The 12,655-nt window shown below is 40.7% G+C and carries 11 protein-coding genes; 6 read left to right on the top strand and 5 right to left on the bottom strand.

Annotated elements, in window-relative coordinates; translation table 11 throughout:
* Position 1: 1 nt before the first annotated feature.
* A complete protein-coding gene (locus tag FTV11_RS01720; protein ID WP_180025988.1) occupies positions 2-1,345 on the bottom strand; it encodes a MacA family efflux pump subunit in 1,344 nt (447 codons plus the stop codon).
* 514 nt (positions 1,346-1,859) lie between these two features.
* Between FTV11_RS01720 and FTV11_RS01715 the strand changes: the two genes are divergently transcribed.
* Entirely contained in the window at positions 1,860-2,309 is a 450-nt protein-coding gene (locus FTV11_RS01715; RefSeq protein WP_180007206.1) for a bacteriohemerythrin, read from the top strand.
* Here the strand turns inward: FTV11_RS01715 and holA are convergent.
* The 4 genes from holA to FTV11_RS01695 all read right to left on the bottom strand — a co-directional run bounded on the left by holA (position 2,306) and on the right by FTV11_RS01695 (position 7,094).
* On the bottom strand, positions 2,306-3,304 hold the full coding sequence (holA, locus tag FTV11_RS01710; RefSeq protein WP_180007207.1) for a DNA polymerase III subunit delta: 999 nt from the start codon (positions 3,302-3,304) through the stop codon (positions 2,306-2,308). The two genes, FTV11_RS01715 and holA, sit on opposite strands and share 4 nt — an antisense overlap.
* A gap of 9 nt (positions 3,305-3,313) precedes the next feature.
* Positions 3,314-3,847, bottom strand: a complete 534-nt coding sequence (lptE, locus tag FTV11_RS01705) for an LPS assembly lipoprotein LptE (protein WP_078192675.1) — start codon at positions 3,845-3,847, stop codon at positions 3,314-3,316.
* A 201-nt stretch (positions 3,848-4,048) separates the two neighbouring features.
* Complete coding sequence (leuS, locus tag FTV11_RS01700) at positions 4,049-6,670, bottom strand: leucine--tRNA ligase (RefSeq protein ID WP_180073278.1); 2,622 nt, start codon at positions 6,668-6,670, stop codon at positions 4,049-4,051.
* A 127-nt stretch (positions 6,671-6,797) separates the two neighbouring features.
* Positions 6,798-7,094, bottom strand: a complete 297-nt coding sequence (locus tag FTV11_RS01695) for a DUF4124 domain-containing protein (RefSeq protein ID WP_373685393.1) — start codon at positions 7,092-7,094, stop codon at positions 6,798-6,800.
* Positions 7,095-7,838: 744 nt separating this feature from the next.
* Between FTV11_RS01695 and FTV11_RS01690 the strand changes: the two genes are divergently transcribed.
* From FTV11_RS01690 to FTV11_RS01670, 5 genes are all read left to right on the top strand, one after another.
* Positions 7,839-9,566 (top strand): acetolactate synthase 3 large subunit, encoded by a 1,728-nt coding sequence (locus FTV11_RS01690; RefSeq protein ID WP_168378448.1) that lies wholly within the window; start codon positions 7,839-7,841, stop codon positions 9,564-9,566.
* The gene (ilvN, locus tag FTV11_RS01685; RefSeq protein ID WP_078189625.1) at positions 9,563-10,054 is read left to right on the top strand and encodes an acetolactate synthase small subunit; all 492 of its coding nucleotides are present in this window, start codon (positions 9,563-9,565) and stop codon (positions 10,052-10,054) included. The genes FTV11_RS01690 and ilvN overlap by 4 nt, the downstream gene beginning before the upstream one ends.
* Positions 10,055-10,163: 109 nt before the next feature.
* Complete coding sequence (ilvC, locus tag FTV11_RS01680) at positions 10,164-11,180, top strand: ketol-acid reductoisomerase (protein WP_078192867.1); 1,017 nt, start codon at positions 10,164-10,166, stop codon at positions 11,178-11,180.
* Positions 11,181-11,745: 565 nt separating this feature from the next.
* Positions 11,746-11,934: a hypothetical protein gene (locus FTV11_RS01675; RefSeq protein WP_257223133.1), complete on the top strand. Its 189-nt coding sequence runs from the start codon at positions 11,746-11,748 to the stop codon at positions 11,932-11,934.
* 48 nt (positions 11,935-11,982) lie between these two features.
* On the top strand, positions 11,983-12,576 hold the full coding sequence (locus tag FTV11_RS01670; RefSeq protein WP_180073276.1) for a DUF2971 domain-containing protein: 594 nt from the start codon (positions 11,983-11,985) through the stop codon (positions 12,574-12,576).
* Positions 12,577-12,655 lie beyond the last annotated feature (79 nt).

Genomic DNA, 12,655 nt, shown 5'->3' with positions numbered 1-12,655 from the left:
ATTACATTCTCATTGGGCCGCCGCGATTACTGCGTTTTGCAGAATCATTACTAGTGTCTGAACCGTCGGCAATCACGACTTGATCACCTTGTTTTAAGCCACGAATCACTTGTGCGGTCACACGGTTATTTAAGCCAAGTAATACGGGTTGAGGTTGCGCAGCGCCATCCGCTTGTAATACACGCACCATGGCAACGCTCGCTTTACCTTGTTTGACCAGTGCCTTTTCAGCTTCAGTCAGTTCTAAACCTTTAGGACGATTTGGATGGTCTTTGTTCGATTTAGCTTCTGCGTTGGCATTTTTATCCGCAGATTGACCATCGGTAGACGTATTATTTCGGCTACGTTGTGGACGGTTTGAGGTTTGTACGGCAGCGGCAGGTACCGTTAAGACATTCTTGGCTTCATCTAAAATGATATACACCTGAGCGGTCATATCGATACGCAATTTGCCATCTTCATTTGGGACATCAAATAACGCATTGTAGTAAACCGCAGTACTTGAAGACGAAGAGGTATTGCTGTTGCTTTCGGTGTTAATTGAATTTGGTGCAGGTTCAACTTGGCGCAGGGTAGCATAGTGTTTTGTTTCACTGTCGCCCAACGTCGTAAAGTAAACACTTTGACCTTCTTGGACTTTCATGACATCGGCTTCAGAAATTTCAGCTTTAATGGTCATGGTGTTGAGTTTTGCCAATTTCACAATGGTTGGTGCACTTTGGTTGGCGTTTACGGTTTGACCTTCTTCCGTCACAATCGCCACGATGGTGCCATCCATGGGTGCAACAATTTGTGTATAGCCTAAGTCTTCTTTTGCAGTCGCTAAAGTTAAGCGCGATTGTTCGATTTGTGCATCAATGGCTGCAATATCAGCTTGTGCGGTTTTATAGCTTGCTAGCGCAGATTCTAGTTCTGCACGACTGGTCGCATCTTGAGCATACATCGCTTGTTGACGCTTATATTCAGCATCGACTTTGGCTAAATTTGCATTTTTTACTGCCAATTGCGCTTGTTGATTTTTAATACTGGCTTCGGCTGTTTTGAGGTCATTTTCCTGACGCACTGAATCAATTTGGGCAATCAATTGACCTTGTTTTACTTCATCGCCAAGTTGCACATACATTTTTTTTACTTGACCTGAAACCTGCGCTCCTACGCTGACCATTTTAGTTGCTTCAAGCACACCAGTGGCAAGCACTGAGTTTTCAATATCCCCACGGCTGACTTCGGCCGTAATGTACTGAGGTTGCTCTTGTTTTGGTTTGAAAAAATGCCATGCTGTGACAGCGATCGCCAGAGCAGCGATGATGGCTACGATCAATTTTGCTGGTTTTATTTTTGGCATGATTGGCAGTAAAGCGTTAAGAAAGTTATTTGAATTATAAGAGTTAAATACGGATAAATTGTGAATATTTTAGCAAAGAAGTAATGATTATTATTTCCCTTTAGGCTTTCCGATTGATATGAAGGGACTTAGCAGAATCTGTAAACAGACTCATTCTACTGCGTAAAATAATTTTTTAACTGTAACTAAATGCCAATTAAAGTACAAAAAGCATATTTCATGCCTATTTATTTGAATCTAATTTCAAATTAGAAAAAAGTTGAATGAAAATTAAAAAAAGTGGTGCTATAAAGCTTTTTTGTAGCCTATGTTAATGATATTAAAATAAAAATATGCATTGTGTTTGTGCTTTAGTGTGCACAGTTTTTGTTGAGCGTGTGTGATTTTTTGCAATAGTCTTGTTCTAAAAATGCAGCTAAGATCAAAACCCATAAAAAAATTATGGGTTTAATGATAAGTGGTTTTTTTTCATTAAATATACAAAATAAAATAGGAATATAAGTCGGGGTTAGATATGGAATGGAATGAAAAATATAATATCGGCATTGATGTTATTGATAATCAACATCGCCAGATTTTAGATTATATCAATACGTTGGAAGCAATCCTCGTGAATGGCAGTCGAGAGAAAATCAAAGAGGTTTTGGATGATTTGATTGACTATACACAATCGCATTTCAGCTTTGAAGAAAATTTATTGGAACAGGTACATTATCAGTATTTGCCGTCTCATCGTGGGATTCATGAGCATTTTGTGAGGCGACTGAATGAGTATCGAACCAAATTTGAAAATGGTGTTTCGGTTGAACAAGATTTATATCGTTTATTGTCTAAATGGCTGATTAATCACATTCAGCATGATGATCAAGATTATGTAGATTCAGTGCGAGACAATATGCTGCACTATCTGCGCTCGCAGGAACAGAAAAAAGGCAAAAGTTGGTTTGCTCGCTTTTTTAGTTAAGTCAACAGGGACGGAAATAACCTTTTACCGCACATCTGAGCAATGGCTTGCATAATCAGATGTTCGGCATTTTCATGTCCCAAACCTTTAATCGAGGCATCTAAACGTAACAACAGGGCAGGCCACGTCAAAAACTCATTGGCATTTAAACGGCGTAAAGCTTGTTGATACAGCCCGACCTTGGTCTTCCAAATGCCAATTTGTAAGGCATTTTGTGGTTGCTCAAACAGTTGCATCAGCAAGCGCATTTCCTTGCTGATACTCCATAAAATGAGTGACATCGGCTCACCAGATGCAATCAAATATTGAAAAATTTTAATTGATTGCGCCAAATTGCCTTGCAGCATTGCATCATTTAAATCGTAAGTGGTGTAGCGTGACTGATCTTGTAAGCAAGAGTACAGATGATCAATCTGAATCATCTCTGCTTCAGGAAAAGTATCTACGACACGCATTAAACTATTTTTTGCCGCCAGTAAATTGTGCTCATGATGCTGTTCTAGCCATTGCCAAGCATCATTGGCGAGTTGAATGCCAAGCTTTTGCGCCTCGGTGGCTAAGATTTGCTGACGATCTTTAGGGTAGTTTGCAGTCAGTGCAACATTGACTCCATTGGCATCAATGGTTTGGAAAAAACTGGTCTTTAAACTCGCACTGTCTTGCTTCGGCATGACCACGAGCAGCAAGTTACTTTCATTTTGCTGCAAATAGCTTTTTAACAGTTTTAGTCCATTGGCATCGGGTTTAATGCTGCCATGTGCCTCAATTGCCAGTTGACTGGAAAATAATGACAAGCTATTTAAAGCATTAAAGACATTTTTCCAATCAGCAGCAGAGCTAATGTCATACCGTTGACGCTCGACTTCTCGAGTGTTCCAACTCTTACGAAATGCATCCAGGAGATTTTGTTCAAGTAAAGGCTCTTGACCATGCAGCACCCAGGCACCTTGCGCTTCATCTACACGTTTTAATGCCTGAAGATAGTCAAGTTTCATAAATCAAAATTACTCAGCTTTGGTCGGTGCAGTTAGTGGGTTTGCTTTCGGTAAGCGGTTTGATGAAATTTGGCGCACGATCTGTTGTGCAATGTCATCAATAATCACTTGTTTTAAATATTTTTCTTCTTGGTCATCGGTGTTCACGGTTGCAACGTCGTATTGGTAGCTACGTGTTGCCATCAATGTACGGGGTTCAGTTACAGGATTGCCTTGAGCATCTTCAATTTGGAACGTCACGTTTAAGCGCAATAAAGTCTCAACCAATTTACCATTGAGTTCTAAACGTCGCGGAGTGTAATCCAACACATGTAAGACATATGCATTTTGATTATTACTCAATTGCACGCCTGCAGAACCTAAATAAATCGCTAACTTTTCATGTAAGTCATCCGTATCTTCAGGAAGTGCCAATCGCATATTGGAATAGGCCACAGGTACAGCAGCAGGGTTGGTGCCTTTTAAATGAAAACCACAACCGACCATGCCTGCGCTCAGGCCCATAGTTAATACAATTGCAGCAACACGTTGAACCAAGTGCATAAAGTGTCCTCTGTTTCCCGAAGGGATAATGTTGAAATCCTGTGTGGATTGTAAAGTCAAAGCCCGTTGACTGGCAACGGGCTTTGTTTGGGAATTGTTTTTTAATCCCTCCCGACCTCCCTTTAAAAAAGGGAGGAGACCCGATTTTTTATTGGGAGCGGGAAGTCCCCCTTTTGTAAAGGGGGATTTAGGGGGATTAAATTAAACCACCAAATTCACTAATTTATTCGGCACCACAATTTCTTTCTTGGTTGGACCAGTCAAGAATTGTTGAACTTCAGGTAATGCTTTTGCTTGTGCCAGAATGTCATCTTTAGAGGCCTCGACAGATACTTCTAATTTGCCACGAAGCTTACCGTTCACTTGCACTACAATCGTTTGTGTATTGCGAGTCAGCGCAGATTCATCTACAGCAGGGAAGCGTGCTGATGTTAATTCGATACCAAACTCAGCCAATAAGGTTTGGCTTAAATGTGGCGCAAAAGGAGCAAGTAAAGTTAGAAGGGTAATGATTGATTCACGTGCAACGGCAACGTCATTGTCATCTTTGGCTTCAAACTTATTGTTTGCATTCAAAAGTTCCATCATCGCAGCAATGGCGGTGTTGAAGGCATGACGACGTGCAATGTCATCACCCACTTTTTGAATGGTTTCGTGTGTTTTACGACGCAAGTCTTGTGCAGCGGTAGATAGTGTCGCTTTGTCGATGTTTGCAGCAGAGTTGCCTTGTTCAAGGAAACCAGATGCTAGGCGCCATACACGTTTTAAGAAACGGTTTGCACCTTCAACACCTGCGTCAGACCATTCAAGTGATTGATCTGGTGGTGCAGCAAACATCATGAATACACGTGCAGTATCTGCGCCGTATTGGTCAATAATGGCTTGCGGGTCGATACCGTTATTTTTCGATTTCGACATTTTTTCTTGACCGCCAACCACGACGTCTTGACCATCACCTTGATATTTCGCAGAAATGATACGACCTTTTTCATCACGTTCTAAATCGATGTCAGCAGGGTTAAACCAAGTTTTCTTACCTGACTCTGATTCACGGTAGTAAGTATCCGCAAGAACCATACCTTGAGTAAGCAAGTTGGTGAATGGCTCGTTCCCTTGTACCACACCTTCATCACGCATCAATTTGTGGAAGAAGCGTGCATAAAGTAAATGAAGAATTGCGTGTTCAACACCACCGATGTATTGGTTCACAGGTAACCAAGTTTGACCCGCTTCAGGTTTTACCATACCGTCAGTGAAATCTGGAGATGCATAGCGTGCATAGTACCAAGATGATTCTACAAAGGTATCCAAAGTATCTGTTTCACGACGAGCATCGCCACCACAGCATGGGCAAGTGGTTTCATAGAACTCAGGCATTTTGTTGAGTGGATTGCCTGAACCGTCTGGAACCACGTCCGTTGGCAATACAACTGGAAGTTGTTCTTCAGGTACTGGAACCTGACCACATTTTTCACAGTTGATCATAGGAATTGGACAACCCCAATAACGCTGACGAGAAACACCCCAGTCACGTAAACGGAATTGAACTTTCGAGTTGGCAAGTCCAGTCGGTTCTAATTTTGCAAGGAATGCATCATATGCACCTTGTAAATCTAAACCATCAAATTCGCCTGAATTCACCAGTTTGCCTTCTTTAGAACCGTACCATTCTTGCCAAGTTGTTGCGTCAAAGTCTGCATCGTCTGCACCTTTGGCATCAATCACTTGCTTAATGGTTAAGCCATATTTATTCGCAAATTCGAAGTCACGTTCATCGTGTGAAGGCACTGCCATCACCGCACCTGAGCCGTAAGACATCAAGACGTAGTTTGCGATCCAAACAGGAATTTGTTCGCCAGTAACAGGGTGTTTAACAAATAAACCTGTTGCCATACCTTTCTTTTCAGCAGTCGCAAGATCAGCTTCTGCAACAGAACCCATACGGCACTCTTCGATAAATGCAGCAAGCTCAGGATTGCTTTCCGCAGCTTTAAGTGCCATCGGATGTTCTGCTGCAACCGCAACATAAGTCACACCCATGAGTGTGTCAGCACGAGTGGTAAATACAGTTAAACCATCTGCATAAACGTCTGGATTCGCTGAAGGGAAGGTAATTTCCATACCCTGTGAGCGACCAATCCAGTTACGTTGCATGGTTAAAACTTGCTGTGGCCAGCCGTCTTTTAATGTGTCTAGATCGTCAAGTAATTCTTGCGCATAGTCAGTGATGCGGAAGTAGTACATTGGAATATCACGTTTCTCAACCAATGCACCTGAACGCCAGCCACGACCATTTTCAACTTGTTCGTTTGCTAAAACTGTTTGATCGACTGGATCCCAATTCACTGTAGAAAGCTTACGGTAAATTAAGCCTTTTTTATAAAGCTGTACGAATAACCATTGTTCCCAGCGGTAGTATTCAGGTGTGCAAGTTGCAAATTCACGATCCCAATCTACAGAAAGACCTAACTTTTTAAGCTGATTACGCATGTAATCAATGTTTTCAAAAGTCCATTTTGCAGGAGCGACTTGATGGGCAATTGCAGCATTTTCAGCAGGTAGGCCGAAAGCATCCCAACCCATGGGTTGTAGCACAGTTTCACCTTGTAAGCGGTGGAAACGGCTGATCACGTCACCAATCGTATAGTTACGCACATGACCCATATGCAGTTTGCCACTTGGATAAGGGAACATAGAGAGGATATAACGACGTGGTCCTTCTACTTGGTCGGCAACTTTAAAGGCTTTGCGATTTTCCCAGTCTTGTTGGACTGTAGGTTCAATCGCACTGGCTTGATATTCAGGGTCAATGTGAGTAGTCATAAACGTAAATAGAAATAACGGTTAAAAAGTTTGTGCTACAGCATAGCGCAAAATACGCCTAGAGTGAATTTTGCGATGCTGTGTAGATGTAAATAATTTAAGTCAAAATTGAAGGCTTTGGCGTAAATTATTGTGGTGCGGAGGCTACGGCTTGACCTTGGCGGAGCGCTGCATTGGCTTCGCGTTGTTGTTCCGCTAGTTGCTCATTTTGTTCATTCGACTGTTCGGCTTCACGTGAAACCTCTTCTTGGTTTTTTGCTGGAGTTGATTGCGTAGTTGTTGTTGCACCATAGGTATTCACTTTACCTTTACGCTGCGCATTTTTTGGCGGTGGCGTGGTGGTGTAATGCGTTGAACCTTTTGCATCCACCCACTTGTAATATTCTTTCGCTGAAAGGTTCAAACTGGTCAGGCAAAATGCCATGCTAGATAAAATACAGGCAGTGCGAGCAATCGTCGTCTTCATCATAAATTCAGTCCCAAAGTTAGAGTGATCATGCAAAATTATGCTGAAAATTTTGCGCTTTTTTGACAGCAGAATCTATGCATTTTTTAGCACAAAGGATAAAAGGGGCATCGTGTGGGATGAATAACTTTGTGAATGATGAATTGTGGAATTAATAAGCAATCAAAATATTGTGTTTTTATCATTTAATCCATGCCTTAAGTTGAAAGTGAGGCAATTGAATTAAAAACCCACAGCAATTCATTTAATTTATTTATTAGATTTATAAAAGTATTTTATTAAATACATGCTAACTGGTTATAAATAAACAAACTACAAAGAATGCAAAGAACGGGAGTGTGCTTAAAAAACAAACGGTCTGTAAGTAATCAGAAAAAAGCCCATTTTTAAACTTGACTTTAATGGTTGAAACTACAAAAATGCTGTCTTTAGTTTTATATGCCTTAGATCGATCACCCTTCGAATGAGTGCATTTTAGCAATGGACTTCTTCTCTAGCCGAGAGGTTGAACAAAGCCAACAAAATATGTTTATCCCAACATGTTTTAGACCCCATATTGCTCAAACAGCAAGCAGGTCAGATTTTTTTCTTATTGCTATGAAAACTATGAAATTTGTGTGCTATAACAGAGCACACAGTTAATGAATTAACCACGACAAATGCCCTCCATTTGTGCGTGAAAAAAGATTAGGGTGAATCACGTTGGAACTTTTATCTGGTGGTGAAATGCTTGTTCGCGCTTTAGCGGACGAAGGCGTTGAACATGTTTTTGGATACCCAGGCGGCGCAGTACTGCATATTTATGATGCGCTATTTCAACAAGAAAAAATCAATCATTACCTAGTGCGCCACGAGCAAGCTGCTGGTCATATGGCTGATGCTTACTCACGTGTCACAGGTAAAACAGGTGTCGTATTGGTGACATCTGGTCCTGGTGCAACAAATACCGTAACTCCAATTGCAACTGCCTATATGGACTCAATCCCAATGGTGATTTTGTCAGGTCAGGTTGCAAGCCATCTTATCGGTGAGGATGCGTTCCAAGAAACGGATATGGTCGGTATTTCGCGCCCAATCGTAAAACACAGCTTCCAAGTACGTCATGCAAGCGAAATCCCTTCGATTATTAAGAAGGCATTTTATATCGCTTCAAGTGGTCGTCCGGGTCCTGTTGTCGTTGATATTCCAAAAGATGCAACGAATCCTGCAGAGAAATTTGCTTACGAATATCCTGAAAAAGTGAAAATGCGTTCGTATCAACCGCCGCATCGTGGTCACTCAGGTCAAATTCGTAAAGCAATTGATGAATTGATTCATGCTAAACGCCCAATTATTTATTCAGGCGGTGGTGTGGTTCAAGGCAACGCTTCTGCACAGTTGACAGAACTTGCACATTTATTGGGTTATCCAGTAACCAGTACTTTAATGGGTCTTGGTGCGTATCCGGGCAATGATGAACAATTCATCGGTATGTTGGGTATGCATGGTACTTACGAAGCCAATATGACGATGCACAATGCAGATGTGATTTTGTGTGTAGGTGCGCGCTTCGATGACCGTGTAACCAATAACCCAGCGAAATTCTGTCCAAATGCGAAAGTCATTCATATTGATATTGACCCAGCAACGATTTCAAAAACAATTATGGCGCACATCCCAATTGTGGGTGCAGTAGAGCCTGTATTGACTGAAATGTTGGCTCAATTAAAGCAATTGAATGTGTCTAAACCAAATCCAGAAGATATCGCGGCTTGGTGGAAACAAATCAATGAATGGCGCCAAGTTCATGGTTTGAACTATGACAAACCAACTGATGGTTCAATGAAACCACAGCAAGTTGTTGAAGCGTTGGATAAAATTACCAATAGCCAAGCCATCATTACTTCAGACGTTGGTCAACACCAAATGTTTGGTGCGCTTTACTACAAATACACACGTCCACGTCAATGGATCAACTCAGGTGGTCTAGGAACCATGGGTGTAGGTTTGCCATATGCTATGGCAGCTAAACTTGCCTTCCCAGATCAACAAGTAGTGTGTATTACTGGCGAAGCATCGATTCAGATGTGTATCCAAGAACTATCTACATGTAAGCAATATGGCTTGAATGTAAAAATTCTATGCTTGAATAACCGTGCATTAGGTATGGTTAAGCAATGGCAAGACATGAACTACGAAGGTCGTCACTCAAGCTCGTATGTTGAGTCACTTCCAGACTTCCCTAAATTAATGGAGGCGTATGGTCATGTAGGTATTCAAATTGACCATGCAGATGAACTCGAGTCGAAGCTTGCTGAAGCGATGGCGATCAATGACAAGTGCGTGTTTATTAACGTGATGGTTGACCGTTCAGAGCATGTATATCCAATGTTGGTTGCTGGCCAGTCAATGAAAGATATGTGGTTAGGCAAAGGAGAGCGCACACAATGAGACATATTATCTCTGTACTTGTAGAAAACGAAGCAGGTGCGCTTTCACGTTTGGTAGGTTTATTCTCTCAGCGTGGTTATAACATTGAGACATTAAACGTAGCGCCAACAGAAGATCCGACGCTTTCGCGTTTGACTTTAACCACGTATGGCGATGAGCATAAAATTGAACAAATCACCAAACAACTCAACAAGCTTGTCGAAGTTGTTAAAGTTGTTGATTTGTCTGAAGGTGCTCATATTGAACGTGAATTGATGTTAATTAAAGTCAAAGCACTTGGTTCAGCGCGCGCAGAAATTAAACGTACTGCGGATATTTTCCGTGGACAAATCGTAGACGTAACACCAACGACATATACCATTCAAATCGCAGGTACAACTGAAAAGATAGATGGTTTTATTGATGCCTTAGCTGAAAATACAATTCTAGAAGTTGTACGTTCAGGTGTTTCAGGTATCGCACGTGGCGAAAAAGTTTTAACTATCTAATTTTATATATTCACCTCACTCCTATGGGTGAGGTACTTGAAACGTGAATAATCAAACAGAATCACGGTATCAAGTTAAAGGAAACAAAAGCATTTTAGCGGAGACAGCAATGCAAATTTTTTACGATAAAGACACAGACTTATCTATCATCCAAGGCAAAAAAGTAGCAATCATTGGTTATGGTTCACAAGGCCATGCTCATGCGCTTAACCTTAAAGATTCAGGCGTTGACGTAACTGTAGGTCTACGTGCTGGTTCTACTTCTTGGAAAAAAGCTGAAAATGCTGGTCTTAAAGTTTCAGAAGTTCCTGCTGCTGTAGCTCAAGCTGACTTAGTTATGATTTTGACTCCAGATGAGTTCCAATCACAACTTTACCGTGACGTAATTGAGCCAAACATCAAGCAAGGTGCAACGCTAGCATTTGCTCATGGTTTCTCTGTTCTTTATAACCAAGTTGTTCCACGTGCTGACCTTGACGTAATCATGGTTGCTCCAAAAGCGCCTGGTCATACTGTACGTTCAGAATTCCAACGTGGTTCAGGTGTACCTGATCTTATCGCTGTTCACCAAGATGCTTCTGGTAATGCACGTAACGTTGCGCTTTCTTACGCTTCAGGTGTGGGTGGTGGTCGTACTGGTATTATCGAAACTTCATTCCGTGAAGAAACTGAAACTGACCTTTTCGGTGAGCAAGCAGTTCTTTGTGGTGGTGCTGTTGAATTGGTTAAAATGGGCTTCGAAACTCTTGTTGAAGCTGGTTATGCACCAGAAATGGCTTACTTCGAATGTCTACACGAACTTAAATTGATCGTTGACTTAATGTTCGAAGGCGGTATCGCGGACATGAACTACTCAGTATCAAACAATGCTGAATATGGCGAATACGTAACTGGTGTTGAAGTAATCAACGAACAGTCTCGTGAAGCTATGCGTAATGCGCTTAAACGTATTCAATCTGGTGAATACGCGAAGATGTTCATCCAAGAAGGTGCGTTGAACTACCCATCTATGACTGCTCGTCGTCGTCAAAACGCGGCGCATGGTATCGAAGTAACTGGTAACAAGTTACGTGCGATGATGCCTTGGATCCAAGCGAACAAAATCGTTGATAAAGAGAAAAACTAATTTCTTGAATCAATTGATTTGAATACGAAGACCCACTCATTTTGAGTGGGTTTTTTAATATCTAAAGTTACGTACCTTGGATCCAAGCGAACAAAATCGTAGACAAAGAAAAGAACGAAGTTCTGATATCTAAGTCAAAAAGCCCTTGTTTTTAACAGGGGCTTTTTTATCCCTTATAAAAGACGGCATCAAGGCTACGAGCCTCAAATGATGTAAGCGATACTTTCATCATTTTCGCGCCTTGGATCCAAGCAAACAAAATCGTTGATAAAGAGAAAAACTAATTTCTTGAATCAATTGATTTGAATACGAAGACCCACTCATTTTGAGTGGGTTTTTTAATATTTAAAGTTACGTGCCTTAAAAATAAAAAAGTAGTGCTTTCATTCCTTACGCGTCACTCAGAACAGTGTGCTGCCTCGTTGTACTTCGTACAAAACAATGTTTTGTACTCGTTCATACTTTGGATCCAATCGAACAAAATCGTAAGCAAAGAAAAGAATTTATTTAATTATCTTTTGAGTTTTATGATACAAGGAACCCAATATTAGCGTGGGTTAGAATAATGATTTTATATAAATATGTGAGTTTTGAAGCTGCTTTAACGATTTTGAAAACAAAATCTCTAGGTTTTTCACATTTAGAAGATTTTAATGACCCATTTGAATGCACTGGTTTTGGTTTTTATGATTTGGATGTACCGACATCGGCAGCAGTAGGGCATTCCGAAATCAGTTTTCTAGAAAATATGTGATTTTAAGTTTGACTAGAACTGCTTTAAATCTACTCATCTGGCCACATTATGGGGATAGTTAAAAAAGGTGTCGTGATCGGAATAGACACATGCAAAGCAGGCCTTGAAGATGGTGATCAATTTATTATTCCTTCAACAAAAGGGGAGTTGAGATATTTAAAAACAGCGCCGAAGCAAGCCAATGTGGCAAGTGTTGAAAAATTAATGTCTGTAGGAAATTCAAATATTTTAAATTGGGATAATGAAGAAGTTTTAATAAAGCATGGTTTGCTTTATAAAATGCAGGAATGGGCATACGAAGAGGAAGTACGTATTGTAAAGAATATTAGCGATGCTCAATTCGGGTATCACTTTTCTACAAAAACACATGCATATATCAATGACCAACTTTGGCAAAGAGTCCAATTGCAAACGCGTCCAATTTATACATTAAAATTGCCTGAAGAAGCCTTTGTTGAAGTATATGTTGGGAAAAATGCATATATTGATCTTAGAAGAAAGCAAGAGCTTGTGAAGCCCGTAATTGATCATAAGGTAGATCAGTTTGAATTGCTGAAAGATCTATGTATTGAATCTAATATTGGTTTGAAATGTATTTCATTAGATTTGGAAACATGGGCTTTAAAAGCGACTCCAATTTAATCTGATAGTTTGAGTCGTAGGTAGTTTCAAAACTCCTATATTTGTGTCATCTGTGTTGAATTTAGGTTGTGATAGAGTA

The sequence above is a fragment of the Acinetobacter sp. YH12231 genome (assembly GCF_013417755.1).
Lineage (GTDB): Bacteria > Pseudomonadota > Gammaproteobacteria > Pseudomonadales > Moraxellaceae > Acinetobacter > Acinetobacter amyesii.
The sequence above is the reverse complement of the archived record's forward strand: the minus strand, read 5'-3'. Positions and strand labels throughout refer to the sequence as shown.